The sequence below is a fragment of the Acidipropionibacterium thoenii DSM 20276 genome, assembly GCF_000423445.1.
Classification (GTDB): domain Bacteria; phylum Actinomycetota; class Actinomycetes; order Propionibacteriales; family Propionibacteriaceae; genus Acidipropionibacterium; species Acidipropionibacterium thoenii.
In genome coordinates, this window is the sequence record NZ_KE384019.1 from 70,693 (window position 1) to 88,610 (window position 17,918).

16 protein-coding genes and 1 pseudogene are annotated in these 17,918 nt (G+C 67.6%); 12 read left to right on the plus strand and 5 right to left on the minus strand.

All coding sequences use genetic code 11. The features are described from left to right. The first annotated feature begins 203 nt into the window (after nt 1–203). From G554_RS0112150 to dapC, 8 genes are all read left to right on the plus strand, one after another. A complete protein-coding gene (locus tag G554_RS0112150; protein ID WP_027588115.1) occupies nt 204–644 on the plus strand; it encodes a MarR family winged helix-turn-helix transcriptional regulator in 441 nt (146 codons plus the stop codon). Next, the gene (locus G554_RS0112155; protein ID WP_027588116.1) at nt 641–1,942 is read left to right on the plus strand and encodes an MFS transporter; all 1,302 of its coding nucleotides are present in this window, start codon (nt 641–643) and stop codon (nt 1,940–1,942) included. The genes G554_RS0112150 and G554_RS0112155 overlap by 4 nt, the downstream gene beginning before the upstream one ends. 170 nt (nt 1,943–2,112) lie before the next feature. Continuing rightward, a complete protein-coding gene (locus tag G554_RS0112160) occupies nt 2,113–3,654 on the plus strand; it encodes a Re/Si-specific NAD(P)(+) transhydrogenase subunit alpha (RefSeq protein ID WP_027588117.1) in 1,542 nt (513 codons plus the stop codon). A 3-nt stretch (nt 3,655–3,657) separates the two neighbouring features. Further along, the gene (locus tag G554_RS0112165) at nt 3,658–5,091 is read left to right on the plus strand and encodes an NAD(P)(+) transhydrogenase (Re/Si-specific) subunit beta (RefSeq protein ID WP_027588118.1); all 1,434 of its coding nucleotides are present in this window, start codon (nt 3,658–3,660) and stop codon (nt 5,089–5,091) included. Between the two features lie 8 nt (nt 5,092–5,099). Continuing rightward, a complete protein-coding gene (locus G554_RS16165; protein ID WP_051233050.1) occupies nt 5,100–6,437 on the plus strand; it encodes a serine hydrolase in 1,338 nt (445 codons plus the stop codon). A 78-nt stretch (nt 6,438–6,515) separates the two neighbouring features. Next, nucleotides 6,516–8,324 carry a VanW family protein gene (locus G554_RS0112175; protein ID WP_027588119.1) on the plus strand — a complete coding sequence of 603 codons (1,809 nt, stop codon included), beginning with the start codon at nt 6,516–6,518 and terminating at the stop codon, nt 8,322–8,324. Between the two features lie 146 nt (nt 8,325–8,470). Then, a complete protein-coding gene (fdxA, locus tag G554_RS0112180; protein ID WP_027588120.1) occupies nt 8,471–8,791 on the plus strand; it encodes a ferredoxin in 321 nt (106 codons plus the stop codon). Then, nucleotides 8,788–9,927 (plus strand): succinyldiaminopimelate transaminase, encoded by a 1,140-nt coding sequence (gene dapC / locus G554_RS0112185; RefSeq protein WP_027588121.1) that lies wholly within the window; start codon nt 8,788–8,790, stop codon nt 9,925–9,927. The genes fdxA and dapC overlap by 4 nt, the downstream gene beginning before the upstream one ends. A 59-nt stretch (nt 9,928–9,986) precedes the next feature. Here dapC and G554_RS0112190 read toward each other — a convergent pair whose 3' ends face one another. Further along, nucleotides 9,987–10,904 (minus strand): hypothetical protein, encoded by a 918-nt coding sequence (locus G554_RS0112190; protein WP_425393359.1) that lies wholly within the window; start codon nt 10,902–10,904, stop codon nt 9,987–9,989. Nucleotides 10,905–10,910: 6 nt separating this feature from the next. Then, the gene (dapD, locus tag G554_RS0112195) at nt 10,911–11,861 is read right to left on the minus strand and encodes a 2,3,4,5-tetrahydropyridine-2,6-dicarboxylate N-succinyltransferase (RefSeq protein ID WP_036925730.1); all 951 of its coding nucleotides are present in this window, start codon (nt 11,859–11,861) and stop codon (nt 10,911–10,913) included. A 96-nt stretch (nt 11,862–11,957) separates the two neighbouring features. Here dapD and dapE point away from each other — a divergent pair. The 3 genes and pseudogenes from dapE to G554_RS17010 form a co-directional block, all read left to right on the plus strand. Further along, nucleotides 11,958–13,031, plus strand: a pseudogene (gene dapE / locus G554_RS16170) (succinyl-diaminopimelate desuccinylase); the annotation flags it as partial. A gap of 92 nt (nt 13,032–13,123) precedes the next feature. Further along, nucleotides 13,124–13,450 (plus strand): DivIVA domain-containing protein, encoded by a 327-nt coding sequence (locus tag G554_RS16175; protein WP_036925848.1) that lies wholly within the window; start codon nt 13,124–13,126, stop codon nt 13,448–13,450. 90 nt (nt 13,451–13,540) lie between these two features. Then, nucleotides 13,541–13,708, plus strand: coding sequence for a DUF3117 domain-containing protein (locus G554_RS17010; protein WP_071162200.1), 168 nt, complete (start codon nt 13,541–13,543; stop codon nt 13,706–13,708). 112 nt (nt 13,709–13,820) lie between these two features. Here G554_RS17010 and glgA read toward each other — a convergent pair whose 3' ends face one another. Next, complete coding sequence (gene glgA / locus G554_RS0112215) at nt 13,821–15,008, minus strand: glycogen synthase (protein WP_027588124.1); 1,188 nt, start codon at nt 15,006–15,008, stop codon at nt 13,821–13,823. A gap of 118 nt (nt 15,009–15,126) precedes the next feature. Here glgA and glgC point away from each other — a divergent pair, with 118 nt between their 5' ends. Beyond that, nucleotides 15,127–16,353 carry a glucose-1-phosphate adenylyltransferase gene (gene glgC / locus G554_RS0112220; RefSeq protein WP_027588125.1) on the plus strand — a complete coding sequence of 409 codons (1,227 nt, stop codon included), beginning with the start codon at nt 15,127–15,129 and terminating at the stop codon, nt 16,351–16,353. Nucleotides 16,354–16,436: 83 nt separating this feature from the next. Here glgC and G554_RS0112225 read toward each other — a convergent pair whose 3' ends face one another. Beyond that, a complete protein-coding gene (locus G554_RS0112225) occupies nt 16,437–17,036 on the minus strand; it encodes a vitamin K epoxide reductase family protein (protein WP_027588126.1) in 600 nt (199 codons plus the stop codon). Nucleotides 17,037–17,160: 124 nt separating this feature from the next. Beyond that, complete coding sequence (locus tag G554_RS0112230) at nt 17,161–17,814, minus strand: O-methyltransferase (RefSeq protein WP_027588127.1); 654 nt, start codon at nt 17,812–17,814, stop codon at nt 17,161–17,163. Nucleotides 17,815–17,918: the final 104 nt, after the last annotated feature.

Sequence of the window (17,918 nt, forward strand, 5' to 3'; positions counted from 1 at the left end):
CGCGAGGAGGGCCCGGTCGGATCACCCCGACCGGGCCCTCCTGCTGCCTGGAAGGTCTCCTGCGAGGTGGGCCATCGCGGAGCGGTCGGCGCCGGTCGTGGTCCGGCTGGGGTGTTCCGCCGCCGTCCCGCCGGATCCGGGGCTGGATCGCACGAGGATGCTGCACTAAGGTAATTACCAAGAGTAATTACTGGAGGTAGTCGATGGGTGTGCCGTCCGCGAGCCAGGGGTCCGAGCTGGTCGAACTGGCCAATGATCTTCGGCTGGCCTGCCAGATCATCTCGCGGCGGGTGCGATTCGAGTCGACCAGCGGCATCCCGCCGCACCAGATCAGTGTGCTCTTCGCGGTGCGTCGAGGCGCTCAGACGCCGACCACCCTGGCCGAGCGCGAACGGGTCTCCACGCCGGCCATGACGCGAACCCTCAATTCCCTGGAGGCCGAGGGGCTGGTGAGCCGCAGCCGCAACGCGGAGGACTCCCGGTCGGTCCTGATCACCCTGACCGGGCGTGGCCAGGCCGTCATCGACGGCGTCTACGCCAGTCGGGACACCTGGATGGTGAGGCACCTGGAAGGGCTGAGCGGCGAGGATCTGGAGGCTCTGAGACGGGCCACCGGCGTCCTGTCACGAATCGGTCAGGCATGAGTCGACAGCCCCGGAGTGAATCAGGCCCCAGCAGTCAGGTCGGGCGTACCTTCGCCTCCTTCGCGGTGGCCAACTACACCCGCTACTTCATCGGCTCGATGGTCTCCAACATGGGCCTGTGGATGGGCCGCACCGCCCAGGACTGGATGGTGCTCACCCAGCTCACCGACCACTCCTCGACGGCACTGGGATATGTCACCGCCCTGCAGTTCCTGCCGATCGCGCTGTTCGCCCCCGTGATGGGGGCGATCGCCGATCGCTGGCCCAAGTACAACCTGCTCTACATCAGCCAGAGCCTGCTGGCCGCCAACGCACTGGTGCTGTGGATCCTGGACGCCGCCGGCGTCATCCAGCTGTGGCACGTGATGGCGATCGCCTTCTTCCAGGGAGTGATCAGCGCGCTGGACAACCCGGTGCGGCAGGCCTTCGTTCCCGAGATGGTGCCGATGAGGCTGGTACCCAATGCCATCGGCCTGAACTCCACCCAGTTCAATGCCGCCCGGCTGCTGGGCCCGGGCATCGGTGGCCTGCTGATCGCCGCGGTCGGGGTGCCGGCCTGCCTGCTCATCAATGCACTGAGCTTCGCCGCGGTGATCGGATCGCTGGTGATGATGGACCGTCGTCGGCTCACCCCCTCTCCACCGCGCCGCGGCAAGGGTGCGGTGCGCGAGGGAATCCGCTACGTCCGTGGCCGTCCCGACATCCTGGTTCCGATGGTGATCGTCTTCATGCTCGGCACCTTCGGGATGAACTTCCAGATCACCAACGCCCTGATGGCCACCAAGGTCTTCGGCAAGGGGGCGGGGGAGTACGGCCTGCTCGGGTCCATCATGGCGGTCGGGACGCTGGCCGCCGCCCTGCTGGCTGCCCGCCGATCCCACCCCCGGTTGCGTACCCTCATCATCCCGCTGCTCGGGTTCGCGATCCTCACCGCCGTGCTCGGCACCGCGCGAAGCTACCTGATCTATGCCATCACCCTGGTGCCGGTCGGGCTGTGCGCACTGACGGTGATGATCAGCGCGAACGCCACCGTCCAGATGGCCTCCGATCCCGAGGTCCGCGGCAGGGTGATGGCCCTCTACATGGCGATCTTCATGGGTGGCACGCCGATCGGGGCGCCGATCATCGGCTGGATCGGCGACGCCTGGGGGCCGCGCTGGACACTGCTGATCGGCTCGATCGCCACCGCGGCCACCGCGATCGGGGTGTTGGCCTTCATCAGGTTCCACGACGGGATGAGGGCTGTGCTGCAACGCGGCTGGCCACCGCGGGTGGCGCTCGTGCACCGGCAGGACTGATCGCCGGGACGGGCTCTCGGCCGGCGATCACCGAGGAACCGGTCGGGCCGGCGGTGCCGGGGAACCGGGCGCCCCGACCTCTGTGGTCGCATTTGCATGCCTGGACGGATGTGCAGGCAGATCCGACCCCGCAGAGATCCCTTGATGTCGAGAGACTTAGGATCATGGACATGAGGATTGGAATTCCGCGGGAGTCTCTCGCGGGTGAGAACAGGGTCGCAGCCACCCCGCTGACAGTTCCGAAACTGATCAAGCTGGGCTACGACGTCATGGTCGAAAGCGGTGCCGGGCAACGCGCATCCCTTCCCGACGCCGGCTATCAGGAGGCCGGAGCCACACTGGGCTCCGCGGAGCAGGTGTGGGCCTGCGACCTGGTGCTGGCGGTCAACCCGCCGACCGCCCAGGAGATCGCCCTGATGCACTCCGGTGCGGTGCTGGTGACCTTCCTGGCGCCGCGTCAGGACTCCGCGTTGACCGAGAGGCTGGCAGCCGCCGGGATCACCGGGATGTCGATGGACATGGTGCCGCGTATCTCGCGAGCCCAGTCGATGGATGCGCTGTCCTCGATGGCCAACATCTCCGGCTACCGGGCGGTCGTCGAGGCGGCCTTCGCCTACGGCCGGACCTTCGGCGGCCAGGTCACCGCAGCAGGCAAGGTGCCACCGGCGAAGGTCTTCGTGATCGGCACCGGCGTCGCCGGACTGGCCGCGCTGGGAGCCGCCAACTCGATGGGCGCCGAGGTCTTCGCCACCGATGTCCGCCCCGAGACGGCCGAGCAGGTCGAGTCGATGGGTGCCCGATTCCTGCACGTCCGCACTGCAACGGCAGACCAGGGCGTCTCCTCCGACGGATACGCCAAGGAGACCTCCGACGACTACAACGCCCGGGCCGCCGAGCTGTACATGGAGCAGGCCAAGGTCTGCGATGTCATCATCACCACTGCGGCGATCCCTGGACGCCCGTCTCCCAAGCTCATCACCGCCGAGATGGTGGCCGCGATGCGGCCGGGCAGCATCATCGTCGACCTGGCGGCCCTGGGCGGCGGCAACTGCGTGCTCACCCATCCCGGTGAGAAGTACGTCACCGACAACGGGGTGACGATCATCGGGTACACCGACCTGGCCTCGCGGCTGGCCGGACAGTCCTCCCAGCTCTACGGCACCAACCTCGTCAACCTGGTCACGCTGGCCACTCCCGGCAAGGACGGCCAGTTCGTCATCGACTTCGACGACGAAGTGATCCGGACCATGACCGTCAGCAAGGACGGTCAGGTGACCTTCCCGCCGCCCCCGGTCCAGGTCGCAGCGGCGCCGGTGCCGGTCGCCAAGGCGGCGGCCGAGCCGGTCAAGGTGGAGAAGGCTCCGCGGCCATGGCAACAGACCTATGCCATGGTGGGCGGCCTGGCGATCGTCCTGATCGCCCTGCTGACCTTCGCGCCCAGCCAGTTCCTGGCCCTGTTCGGCACCTTCGCGGTCGCCGTGGTGGTCGGTTACTACGTCGTCTGGAACGTCTCCCACGCCCTCCACACCCCGCTGATGAGCGTCACCAACGCCATCTCCGGAATCATCATGGTCGGTGCCATCACCCAGCTCGCGTCGGAGTCCTGGACGATCCGGATCATCGCCGCGTTCACGGTCCTGATCGCAAGTATCAACGTCTTCGGCGGGTTCACCGTGACCGCCCGAATGCTCAAGATGTTCAGGAAGGCCTGACCGATGATTGCAGTGATGTTGGTTTCCGGGCGGCTGACGAATTTCGTCGAGGCCTGTTACATCGTCGCGGGGTTGCTGTTCATCCTCGCGCTGGCCGGACTGGCGAAGTTCGAGTCCTCCAAGCGGGGCAACGCCTTCGGCATCCTCGGCATGATCATCGCGGTCATCGCCTCCGTCATCTGGCTGGTCAGCCAGCCCACCTTCGATCCGATCGTGCTGGCGCTGCTCTTCGTGCCGATGCTCATCGGCGCGTCGATCGGCGTCTGGAAGGCCGTCAAGGTCGAGATGACCGGAATGCCTGAGCTGATCGCCCAGCTGCACTCCTTCGTCGGCCTGGCCGCCGTACTGATCGGATTCAACGCCTTCATGGAGGACGGGCCGCTGGCCTCGACCTTCCAGCGCTCCGAGATCTGGATCGGCGTGTTCATCGGCGCCCTGACCTTCACCGGGTCGATCGTGGCCTGGGGCAAGCTGTCGGGCAAGATCGCCTCCAAGCCGCTGGCGATCCCGGGACGCAACTGGATCAATCTGGTGATCGTGATCGCCATCATCGCCTGCGGGATCTGGTTCTCCAATGTCGAGGGGCCGCTCGCCTGGCTGCCGCTGGCGATCCTCACCGGGCTGTCACTGTTCCTCGGCTTCCACCTGGTGGCGGCGATCGGCGGCGCAGACATGCCGGTGGTCATCTCGATGCTCAACAGCTACTCGGGTTGGGCTGCTGCCTTCTCCGGATTCAGCCTGCACATCGCGGTGCTGACGATCACCGGTGCCCTGGTCGGCTTCTCCGGTGCGATCCTGTCCTACATCATGTGCAGGGCCATGAACCGGTCCTTCGTCTCGGTCATCCTCGGTGGCTTCGGGGACGCCCCGATGATCACCTCCGACGGACCCCAGGGAGAGATCCACGAGACCACCGCGGCGGACCTGGCCGGCCAGTTGGCCGACGCCTCCTCGGTGATCATCGCTCCCGGGTACGGGATGGCAGTGGCCCAGGCGCAGTACCCGGTGGCCGAACTCGCCAAGCGGTTGCGCGAGCAGGGTGTCGAGGTGCGGTTCGCGATCCATCCGGTCGCCGGGCGCCTTCCCGGCCACATGAATGTGCTGCTCGCCGAGGCCCACGTGCCCTATGACATCGTGATGGAGATGGACGAGATCAACGATGACTTCGCTGATACCGACATCGTCCTGGTGATCGGTGCCAATGACACCGTCAACCCGGCCGCGATGGACCCGGGCACCCCCATCTCGGGGATGCCGGTCCTGCACGTCTGGGAGGGCCATCAGGTGGTGGTGTTCAAGCGGTCCATGAAGCCCGGTTACGCTGGCGTGGAGAATCCGCTGTTCTTCAAGGACAACACCCAGATGCTCTTCGGTGACGCCAAGGCCACCGTCGACGCCATCAATGCGGCCCTGCCGGTTCCGGCGGCGGCCAACTGACCGACAGGATGGTCACCGACTGGTCGGGTCTTGACCACTATCTCGACGACCAAGCTGCCGGGGAGCTCTCCTCGGTGAGCCTGGTCGTCGTCTCGTCCGGTGGTGTTGTCCATCAGCACTCGTGCGGGGACGCGCTGAGGTACTCGACGCCGCCAGCCCACCTCTCCGCCGACTGCGGCGCTCCGCGTCCCGGCGGTGACGCCGTCCCCCCGGTGGCTGCTCTGCTCCGGGCCGACCAGCGGGTACCTGCGACCGCCTCGACCCTGTTCGACCTGGCCTCCAACACCAAGATGTGGGCCACCAACCTGGCCCTGATGATGCTGGTCGGCCAGGGCCTGCTCGATCTGGAACGGCCGGTCTGCGACTTTCCGGGCTGGGCCGAGTTCGGTCGCCACGGAGTCGGGGGGACCGGACGCCAGGACGTCACGGTCGCCGACCTGTTGCGCCACGAGGCCGGCCTGATCGCCGACCCCCGGTACTTCGACCCCCATGACATCCATCGGCACGGGGCCGGGGAGCTCTACTGCTCCGGTACTCCCGCCGCCCCGGTCTCCCGTGACCGGATCATCGAGGTGATCTGCCGAACGCCCTCGGCCGGACCTGCCCACCAGGGCTACTGCTACTCCGATCTCGACTACATGATCCTCGGCCTGTTGGTCGAGCAGACCGTCGGCCTGCGCCTGGACCGCTACCTGGAGGAGGGGCTCTACCGGCGGCTGGGCCTGCGCCGGACCCTGTTCAATCCCCTGGAGAAGGGGATCGACGCCGATCAGATAGCCGCCACCGAACCTCAGGGCAACACCCGTGGCGGCACGGTCGACTACGGCCCGGCTCCCGACGGCAGGCCGGCCCCGCTGCGGCGTCACACTCTTCGTGGCCAGGTCCATGACGAGAAGGCCTGGTACTGCATGGCCGGGGTCTCCGGGCATGCCGGGCTGTTCACCGACGCTGCCGATCTTGCGGTTCTGCTGCGGCTCGGTCTGGGAGAGGGGTGCCTGGACGGGGTCCGTCACATCGACCAGGCGGTGTGGCGCCACTTCGCCAGCCCGCAGGGGGCCACGCCGCAGCAGCGGGCCAGCTCCAGCCACGGCCTGGGCTGGCGGGTGGCACCGGCGTCCGGCCCTCCCTACTCACCGTTCGGCGGCTGCCCCAGCCCCGGCAGCATCGGCCACACGGGATGGACCGGCACCCTCACCCTCGTGGACCGGCAGCGCGATCTGGCGCTCGGCCTGATGACCGGGGCCCGTCACCGACTGGGCGCCGACGTCGGGCGCGCCAACCCGGTCGAGTACTCCCGGATCGTCGGGATGGTCTACCGGGCGCAGGCCGAAAGGGCAGTCCGCTGAGCCTGACGGGCTGAGATTCCCCAGCAGTGAACCTCACCGATCCCGGCATTCGTGGTTGACCGTGGCCATCTGCCTACAATGCCCACACCCCAGTGGCGCCGGACCGAGGGGCAGGCCAACACCAGCAGAGGGCGGATCAGGGTGGGAGACGGCACCGACGAGACCATCAGAAGGCCCCGCGGATCCCGCACCAGAGCGGCTCCCAAGGTGTTGGGTATCGGGCTCGGGGCAGTGGTCGTCATCGGCGCCGGGGGATATCTGATGGGTCACTTCATGACCGCCGACACGATGCCCGCCAGGACCGAGATCGCTGGCATCGCAGTGGGCGGTCAGTCGGTCAGTCAGGCCCGCGAGACGGTCCGGAGGGCTCTCACGCCGCAACTCTCACGACCGGTGACCTTCGCCGATGGCGCCACCACCGCCGCCCTCGTCCCGGCATCAGCCGGACTGTCGGCCGACTGGGAGGCCACCATGGCCCAGGTCGACCCGGGCAACTCCTGGAACCCGCGGGTGATCTGGAACACCCTGCACGGCGGGGCCCGGGTGCCGCTGGTCACCGCGGTCGACCAGGACACGCTGGAGTCGGCGGTCAGCCGGCAGGCCGACAGATTCACCGTCACCGCCAGGAATGCCGGCCTGTCGTTGTCGGGAACCAGGATCGTCACCACCAGGGCTGTGGCGGGTCGGTCCCTCGACGTGGCCGCCACCGCCGAGACCATCGCGCGCGGCTGGCCGACCGCCTCCACCGCCCCGCTGCAGGCCGGCGTCTCCCGCCATGCCCCGCAGATCACCGACGCTCAGGTGTCCCAGGTCGTCACCGGCACGCTGCGCCCCACCCTGTCGGGGCCGGTGACCGTGCGGACCGACAAGGGTGATGTGGTGCTCACCACTGACCAGATCGCGGCGGCCACAGCGGTGGCCACCACAGCCGGGAAGGTATCCGCCGCCACCGACATGGCCGGCCTCTACCGGGCCAGCGCGGCGTCCCGCGACAGGCTCGGGCTGAGCGCCGGCAAGGATGCCAGAATCGTCATCTCCGGGGACCGGCCCACCATCGAACCCTCCACCGATGGGCAGGGGGTCAGCCTCGAGAACTTCACCAGGGCGGTCGCTCCTGCGCTGCGGAAGTCAGGCGCCGAACGCACTGGCACGGTCCCGATCACCCCGGTGCCCGCCAAATTCTCCACCGCCGATGCCCGCCGGGCGGGCGTCAACCAGGTGATCGGCGAGTTCACCACGAACTTCCCCTATGCCGCCTACCGCAACACGAACCTCACGCTGGCCGCCAGTACCATCAACAACACCTACCTGGCCCCCGGTGGCACCTTCAGCATGGACCAGGTGCTGGGACCGAGGACCTCCGACAAGGGCTATGTCGACGGCTGGGTGATCTCCGAGTCCCAGCTGCGCAAGGAGTCAGCCGGCGGGATCTCCCAATCGGCCACCACCACATTCAACGCCGCCTTCTTCGCCGGTATGACCGACGTCGAGCATCATCCCCACTCGCTGTACTTCGACCGTTACCCCGCCGGGCGCGAGGCCACCTTGTACTACGGCAAGCTCGACCTGAAGTTCCGCAATGACACCCGCTACGGGGTGCTGGTGCAGGCCTTCACGACCAGGGCCCCGGTCGGCGGCAGTGGTTCGATCACCGTGAGGATGTGGTCGACCCCGACCTGGCAGAGGATCACCTCCACCGATCCTGTGAGGTCGAACTGGGCCGACGGTAGAACGATCATCTCCAGCGATCCGCAGTGTCATCCGCAATCCGCCTCCCCGGGGTTCGATGTGCGCTACTCCCGGCTGTTCTGGCGCGACGGCAAGGTCGCCAAGAAGGAGGACTACTTCTGGCGCTACGACCCGACCGATCGGGTGATCTGCCAGTGACCGGCGTCCCGCCCCCGACCATCGGCATCCAGGCCCCGTCTCGCGATCACGACACTGTGTAGTGGAGCAGGCTAGAGTGGAGATGATCGTGACCGAGGGCCCCGGCCCTCAGACACCCAAGTCAATGCCAACCCGAGGAGAGCGTCGTGACCTACGTCATCGGTCTGCCCTGCGTGGATGTCAAGGATCGTGCCTGCGTCGAGGAGTGCCCGGTCGACTGCATCTACGAGGGGGAGCGCAGCCTGTACATCCACCCGGAGGAGTGCGTCGACTGCGGCGCCTGCGAGCCGGTCTGCCCGGTGGAGGCGATCTACTACGAGGACGACCTGCCTGATGATCAGCAGGCATTCCTCAAGATCAACACCGACTTCTTCGAGGAGCTCGGCTCCCCGGGTGGTGCCGCCCGCCTGGGACCGACTCACAAGGATCCGCCCGAGGTCGCCGCGCTGCCCCCTCAGGGCGAATGACCGAGGCACTCAGCAGGAGTCGCCGCCGGAAGGTCTCGGCCGGCCTGCCGACCTTCCCCTGGGACACTATCGCCGGGGCCAAGGCCCGTGCGGCCCAGCACCCCGACGGGCTGGTCGACCTGTCGGTGGGGACGCCGGTCGACCAGACCCCGCAGCTGGCACGCCAGGCTCTGGCGGCGTCCTCGGACGCCCACGGCTACCCGCAGGTGTGGGGGACGCCGGCGCTGCGAACCGCGATCCTGGACTACATGACCGGACGCTGGGGAGCCCCGGAGCTCTCCGAGACCTGCGTGCTGCCGGTGATCGGCACCAAGGAGCTGGTCGCCTCACTACCTGCTCAGCTGGGTCTGGGAGCCGACTCCACCGTGGTCATCCCGACCTGTGCCTACCCGACCTATCGGGTCGGCGGGCTGCTGTGCGGAGCCCGGGTACAGCTCGCCGACTCCCCCGATGAGGTGTCCGGGCAGCCCGACCTGATCTGGATCAACTCCCCGGCCAACCCCTCCGGCCGGATGCTGTCGATGGACCAGGTGCGAGCCTGGGTGGATTTCGCCCGGGCCACCGGAGCGGTGCTGGCCTCCGACGAGTGCTACGGGGAGTTCGCCTGGGACGCCGAGGCGGTCTCGGTGCTCGACAGCCGGATCTGCGAGGGGGACGTCACCGGCCTGCTGAGCTGCATGTCGCTGTCCAAGAGGTCGAACATGGCCGGTTACCGCGCCGGTTTCGTGGTCGGTGATCCCGAGCTGACCAGCGAGTTGCTGGCGATCCGCAAGCATGCCGGGATGATTCTGCCAGCGCCGATCGCCGAGGCGATGAGGGTGGCGCTGCGCGACAACTCCCATGTCATCGAGCAGCGTGAGCGATACCAGCGGCGCCGCGCCGTGCTGCGGCCGGCCCTGGAGCAGGCCGGGTTCCGGATCGACGACTCGCAGGGTTCGATCTACCTGTGGGCCACCCGGGGCCAGGACTGCCGCCAGACCCTCGACTGGCTCGCCCAGCGGGGAATCCTGTGTTCCCCCGGCGACTTCTATGTCGAGGGTCCCTCCGACCACGTCCGGATCAGTCTGACCGCAACCGACCAGCAGATCGTCGACGCCGCGCGTCGGCTGACCGGCGAGACGCCGCGACTCTCCTGACCGGCGTCCGCTGCCTCTCTCGACGGCCACGAACGTCGGTCGGGCCAGCTGCGGGCCAGCTAGGACAGCACCCTGACGGTGCCGGTGGTGGCGCTCGTGGAGCCAGCCGAGGGGCTCGACGAGGGGCCCGTGGAGCTCGTCCAGGCGGAGTAGACCTTGGCATCTGCCGACCAGCCGGCGGTTCCCACACTTGCCGAGGTGATCGGGGCCTTGTCATTGCTGGCCATCGTCAGCGCCACTCCGGCCCACACCAGGTCGGAGTCGGCCGACCGGATGGTCACCGCGGTGGCGGTGCGCGTCACGGTGGCGCGAGTACCCAGCCCCTTGACGGCGGTGGCGGCCAGCGAGGCGGTGGTGCCGGCCTCCGACGACCGGTTGACGCAGCTCAGCGCCCGCGGGGACTGGCCGGTCAGCGTGCTGGCCCAGGCCTTGGCGGCGTCGACGTGCTTGCGGTAACCATCGGGAACCCCGGACTTCTGGACCTCCTGGGCGACGTCGTTGATGTCGCCGGTCCGCCAGTCGGAGACCTTGACCAGTTCGTCATAGAACTTCCCGCTGGAATACCACGGGTCCATGATCTGGGCCTTGGTTCCCCAGCCCTGGGAGGGGCGCTGCTGGAACAGCCCGATGGAGTCGCGGTCGCCGTAGCTGAGGTTGCGCAGCCTGGACTCCTGCATGGCGGTGGCCAGTGCGATGGAGGCGGCCCGGGCCGGAAGACCGCGTCTGAGCGCCTCGGCGGTGATGATCGCGGCGTTGCCCGACTGCTCCAGGTCCAAGGTGTAGCTGTTGGCACCGACAGTGACCTGGCAGCCCTCGTTGACCGGGGTCTCGAAGAGCGCACTGGCGCGCTGCCAGACCCGCCATCCGCCGTAGGCCAGCCCTGCGATCAGGGCGAGGACCACCACCACGGCGGCCACTGAGCGGACCCACCGGGGCTGGTTCCTGGCGGCCCTGCGGGGGGCTGATCGGCGTGCCATCGAAGGTCAGTTCGTGTGCAGGGCGGAGTTGAGCTCCACCTTGGCACCCTTGCGCCCCAGTGCGCGGACAGCGCCGGTGACCGAGTCGCGGATGAACAGGATGTTGGGGGAGCCGGACAGCTCACGCGCCTTGACCACAGAGCCGTCGGGCAGTGTCACCTTGGTTCCGGCGGTGACATAGAGCCCGGCCTCCACGACGCAGTTGTCGCCCATCGAGATCCCGATGCCGGCCTCGGCGCCCAGCAGGCAGCCCTTGCCGATGGTGACCTGCTCGCGTCCACCGCCCGACAGAGTACCCATGATGGAGGCTCCTCCGCCGATGTCGGAGCCGTCCTCGACGATGACCCCCTGGGAGACGCGTCCCTCCACCATCGAGGTGCCCAGGGTTCCGGCGTTGAAGTTGACGAATCCCTCGTGCATCACGGTGGTTCCCTCGGCCAGGTGGGCACCGAGTCGGATCCGGTCGGCATTGCCGATCCGCACCCCGGAGGGGACCACGAAGTCGGTCATCCTGGGGAACTTGTCGATCAGCAGCACGGTGAACGGCGCCCCGGCGATGCGCGCCGCGACGGCCGCCTCGGGGTAGTCCTCGACCCGCAGCGGCCCGGCAGTGGTCCACACATTGTTGGGCAGCACTGCGAAGATGCCGTCCAGATTGATGGTCCTGGGGGCCACCAGCCGGTACGACAACAGGTGGAGACGCAGGTAGGCATCCGGGACGTCGGCGGGCGCGGCGTCCAGGTCGATGACGGCGAGCACCACCTCATGGTGGACCCGGCGAATCGGGTCCAGACCGCCGGCAGCGGCTTTGACAAGATCCTGCGGCGGGTTGGACTGCTCGGCGGTTCCCAGCGCTGGATGGGGGAACCAGGTGTCCAGGATCGATCCGTCGTCGTGGACGGTGGCCAGCCCCCAGCCCCATGCGGTGCGGGTGGTGGTCGTCGAGGTGCTCGTCATGGTTGCCACTTTAGATGACCGGGACGACAGCCCTGCCACGCCGAGCGGCCCGCCAGGATCGGAGGGCACTGGGTTGACGTCGTTAGGATTGTGGCCATGTCACTCGACCTGCGCGCAGACCTGCACACGCTGTTCCGCCGGATCGTCGACTGCGAATCGGTCAGCCTGCACGAGGAGGTCCTGGCCGACGCCGTCCAGACCGCGCTGGTCGCCCTGCCGCACCTCGAGGTGACCCGGGTCGGCAACTCCGTGGTCGCCCGGACCGTGCTGGGCCGGTCCCGGCGGGTGGTGGTGGCCGGGCATCTGGACACCGTTCCGGTGACCGGGAACCTGCCCTCGTGGATCGAGCACCGCACCGACGGGGACCACCTGGTCGGGCGTGGGACCTGCGACATGAAGGGTGGCGTGGCGGTCGCCCTTCAGCTGGCAGCGCTCCTGAGGGATCCGGCCAAGGACGTCACCTGGGTGTTCTACGAGGCCGAGGAGATCGCCGCCGAGTTCAACGGGCTGGCGCACATCGCCGCGCAGCGCCCCGACCTGCTGGACGCCGATCTCGCCATTCTGATGGAACCCACTGACGGCGTGGTGGAGGGGGGCTGCCAGGGCACCATGAGGTTCAACCTGGTGGTGCCGGGGGTCGCCGCCCATTCGGCCCGGTCCTGGACCGGTCACAATGCGATCCACGACCTGGCGCCGATTCTGTCGATCCTGGACTCCTGGCAGCAGGGTGATCCACTGGTCGAGGTGGACGGGCTCACCTACCACGAGGGACTCAACGCCACGATGGTCTCCGGCGGGGTGGCCGGCAATGTCATCCCGCCGCAGGTCACCATTCAGATCAACTACCGGTTCGCTCCCGACAAGTCGGCCGCCCAGGCCGAGGCGGCGATGCGGCGTCTCTTCGACGGCTGGGAGATGGCGATCCTCGACCTGTCGGAATCGGCCCGCCCGGGCCTCGACCGTCCGCTGGCGCAGTCCTTCGTCGCGGCCGTCGGATCCGCCCCGCTGCCCAAGTACGGCTGGACCGACGTGGCGCGGTTCTCGGCTCTGGGGATCCCGGCGCTGAATTACGGGCCCGGCGACGCCCTGTGTGCCCACAAGGAGGACGAGCACTGCAGGCTCGCCAGCCTGGATGAGTGCGCAGCTGCCCTGGGCGGTTGGCTCGCGACCGACCGGTCGGCCCAGGGAAATGGGCCGACCGGTGGAGCTGGACGGTCCGCCGGGGCTGCGCAGCGCAACGACGTGGCGGAGAGGGCACTGTGATGGTGTGGGTGTTGTGCGCTGTGGTGATTGTCATCATCGGCGCTGCGGTGATGGCGGCCTCGGGGCGGTTCGGGGCGGTGCCCCAGGTTGTCGAGGACCGTCCAGCCCCCGATCTTCCCAGCCACCTGATGGGGCCCGATGACCTGCGCGCCGTGCACTTCGACGTGGTGGCTCGCGGCTACTCGATGGCACAGGTCGATGCCTTGCTGGCTCGACTCGCGGTGGAGATGCAGATGCCCCAGCAGGTCCCTGCCCGGCAGACTCCCGGCGGGGTCGGGGAGGGGCCCGCAGAAGATCCTCAGGAGGGCCCTGAAGCCCAGGGATGAGGGGCCCTCGCAGGCTGCTGACCAGCGAAACCGTGGCGGATACGGAATAATAGGGGTGTTACCACTGACCAGTGAGCGAGGATGAGTGACATGGCAGCTATGAAGCCCCGTACCGGAGACGGTCCGATGGAGGTCGCGAAGGAGGGGCGTGGCATTGTCATGCGGGTGCCCGTCGACGGTGGCGGCCGCCTGGTGGTTGAACTCAACTCCGATGAGGCCCATGAGTTGTTCGACTGCCTCAAGGGCGTCGTCGGCTGATCGGCCCAGCACCTGCTGAGACGAGAGTCCCGGCAGTCGGAGGCTCAAGGTCCTTTCCGGACCTCGAGCCCCGGCTGCCGGGACTCTGTTTCTGGTGCCCAGCGCGGGGACGCTATGCGTTGTGTCTGGCGATCGCAGCCTTGTAGACCTCGACGGTCTGCTCGGCGATCTTGGCCCAGGCGAAGTTGTCGATGCAGCGCTGGCGTCCGGCCTCCCCGAATGCGCGGGCCCGATCCGGGTCGGCGATCACCTCGTTGAGTCTCTGGGCGAAGGCGTGCTCGAAGGCTGCCACCTCCTCGGGAGTCGACTCGTCGGTGGGCACCCCGGGCACCAGGAAGCCGGTCTCACCGTCGACGACGACCTCGGGGATGCCGCCTACCTGCGAAGCCACCACCGGGACGCCGCAGGCCATCGCCTCGAGGTTGACGATTCCCAGTGGCTCGTAGACCGAGGGGCAGGCGAACACCGTGGCTGCCGACAGCACCTGTCGGACGCTGGCCCTCGGCAGCATCTCCTGGACCCAGATCACCGGGGCGGTGCGTGATTTCTGTACCTTGGCGAAGGCCTGATGGAACTCGGCTGCGATCTCCGGGGTGTCGGGGGCGCCTGCCAGCAGCACCAGCTGGACGTCGGGGTCCAGATCGGCGGCGGCGCGCACCAGGTGGATCAGGCCTTTCTGACGGGTGATCCGGCCCACGAAGACCACCGACGGCCTGTTCGGATCCATCCCGATCTGCTCGGGCACATCGGTCTCGGTGACCCGGTGGAACTCCGTCGTGTCCACCCCGTTGCGGACGACATGGACCTTGTCAGGGTCGAGTTCCGGGTAGGCGGCCAGCACATCGCGGCGCATTCCCGAGCTGACGGCGATGATGGCATCCGCGGCGTCATAGGCGGTCCTCTCGGCCCAGGAGGAGAGCCGGTAGCCGCCGCCGAGCTGCTCGGCCTTCCAGGGCCGGTCGGGCTCCAGGGAGTGGGCGCTGATGACGTGCGGGATGTCGTGGTAGACGCTGCTCAGCAGACCGGCCAGGTTGGCGTACCAGGTGTGGGAGTGCACCAGGTCGACATTCTCGGGGACGGCGGCCGTCATCGACAGGTCGGCGCCGAACACCCGCAGGGCCGGATTCGCGCCCTCGGGAAAGCTCTCAGGATGGGCGGTGGCCCCCTCGCGCGGCTCTCCCATGCACTGGACGTCGACATCGACGAAGGCACGCAACTGGGGGACCAGCTGAGCGACGTGGACGCCTGCTCCGCCGTAGATCGTCGGTGGGTACTCACGGGTCAGGATGGACACATACATGACCAGATCGTCCCACATGAGCCCGTCGTGCGTGGGGACTCCGGGCACTTTGTGAACGGTTGCCAACATTTCGCCGTACCCGGTTGTCAACGGCGGCTTCTGGGAATAAGTTCCTCCTATGGCAATGTCGCGACCGAAGGTGCTCTCTATTGTCCTGGCGGGGGGTGAGGGCAAGCGCCTCATGCCCCTCACCATGGACCGCGCCAAGCCGGCTGTCCCGTTCGGAGGCACTTATCGGCTGATCGACTTCGTGCTGAGTAACCTCGCGAACTCCGACCTCACCAGGACCGCGGTGCTGACGCAGTACAAGTCGCACTCCCTGGACCGGCACATCTCCATCGCATGGCGGATGAGCACCATGCTCGGCAACTACGTGACCCCGGTGCCCGCCCAGCAGCGATTGGGGCCACGCTGGTTCCAGGGCAGCGCCGATGCCATTTTCCAGTCGATGAACCTCATCAATGACGAGGACCCGGACTACGTCGTGGTCTTCGGCGCCGACAATATCTACCGGATGGACGTCGGTCAGATGCTGGATGCCCACATCGACTCCGGACTGGGCTGCACGGTCGCAGGAATTCGGGTGCCACGCAAGGACGCTTCTGCATTCGGAATCATTGACGCCGGCGAGGACCACAAGATCAAGGAATTCCTCGAGAAGCCGGCTGATCCGCCCGGTCTGCCGGACGCCCCCGACGAGTCCTTCGCGTCAATGGGCAACTACATCTTCACCCGGGACTCCCTGGTGCAGGCCATCTACGACGACTCCAATGACCCCGATTCCCGTCACGACATGGGCGGCGACATCATCCCGAGGTTCGTCAATGCCGGCGATGCGCGGGTCTACGACTTCAAGGACAGTCATGTCCCCGGTGCCACCGAGAAGGACGCCGACTACTGGCGTGACGTCGGCACCATCGATGCCTACCACGAGGCGCACATGGATCTGGTCTCGGTGGATCCGGAGTTCAATCTGTACAACACAGAATGGCCGATCTGGACCAGCCAGGTGCAGGCCCCCGGTGCGAAGTTCGTGATGCGCGGATCCTGTGATGACAGCCTGGTCTCGGCCGGCTGCATCATCTCGGGCACCGACATCTACCGGACAGTGCTGGGCCCGCGCACCCGCATCGAGAGGTGGGCCCGGGTCGACGAGTCGATCCTGATGAACAACGTCAGCATCGGATCGAATGCCACCGTCCACCGCGCGATCCTCGACAAGAACGTGGTGGTTCCCGATGGTGCTCAGGTCGGCGTCGACCACGAGCACGACAGGGCCCGCGGGTTCACCGTATCACCGGCCGGCATCACCGTGGTCGGCAAGGGCGTGACCGTTCCGTACTGATACATCAGGCGGGGGAGACGACTCCCCCTGTACCCCCTCGTGGCGGCGGCTCCCAGCGTGGTGGGGGGGCCGCCTCGCGGGCCTCAGAGCAGGCTGGGGATCAGCTCGATGGCGACCATCGCCAGGATGATGAGGATCAGCAGTCCGGTGACCCACCAGTCGGTGTTGTAGTCGACGAACTCGCGCACGCCCTTGCTGGTCCTGATCACCCCGTCATGGATGTTGATCCGGGTCAGACCGGCCCACACCAGGGTGGTGGTGATGGTGATCGTCAGGCACCAGGGGCACAGCGCCTTGATGAAGAAGAAGGACTGGAGGAACAGCCACCAGGCGAACAGCAGGGCGATGCAGTAGACCCCCTCGACGCACAGCATGTACCAGCGGGGGAACCTCACCCCTGCCAGGGTCGCCACCGAGATCGCCAGCACCACCGACTCGAACATGATGCCGAGGAAGGCGTTGGGGAAGCCCAGCACCCGGGCCTGCCAGGTCAGCGCGACCGTCGAGCAGGACAGCACCGAGTTGACGTCGCAGGTGAAGATCTGGTTGGGGTTCTTCGCCAGCCGCCAGGCCTCGACAGAGAGCACGAAGGAGGCGAACAGTCCTATCATCCCCGAGACGATCATCTCGATCGATGTTCCGCGGCGCCACTTCTCAGGAGCATCGACTCCGTTGCTGGACATCTGTCTGGCTACTCCTTCAGCTGGCTGAGCCCGCGGGTTCACACGCGCCGCGGTTCACAGTACCCGGTGACAGGGGGATTCTCCCTGCTAGGTCTGTGCTCAGCCAGTGGTCAGCCCGGCACCCTCAGGACTTGACCGCCAGCATCAGTCCCCGCCCGACCGGCAGGAGGACCGGCAGCAGCTCCTCGGACTCCGAGACGAAGTCCAAGGCCTCACGGATGATGAGGGTGGCGTCCTCCTCATTGTCCGGATCGGCCACCGCCCGGCCGGCCAGCGCGTCGTTGACGACGACCACCCCGCCGTGCCGCAGCAGCCGCAGCGCCTGGGAGACGTACTCGACATACTCGAGACGGTCCCCGTTGACCAGGACCAGGTCGTAGGCCCCATCGCGCAGTTTCGGCAGCACGGCCAGCGGAGTCCCGGCGATCAACCTGAACCGGTTGGTGCGGATCCCGGCGCGCTGGAAGACCCGTCGGGCGGCGTCCTGTCTGTCGGCCTCCACGTCGATGCTGGTGAGCACGCCGTTGCCGGCCATCCCCTCCAGCAGGGACAGTCCGGTGACACCGGCGTCGGTGCCGATCTCCACGACTGCACGGGCGTCGATCGCCCTGGTCAGGAAGGTGAGGAAGGTCGAGGTGCCGTTGCCGACCGGCGCCAGACCTGAGTCCAGTGCCGCGTGATGTGCCTCGGTGACCGACTCCGAGGCGGCCACGAAGCCCTCGGCGTACTGCCACGATCTGGCGTCCGGTCCTGCTGCGGTCCTGCGTGCTTGGCTCACGCGCCCCAGCGTAGTCGTAAGCGGCCCCGTTACGATGGGCGCCGGGACGATGGGGCTCAATACGAGGACCCCATCCCGCACAGACCCCAGTACGTTAAGACCCA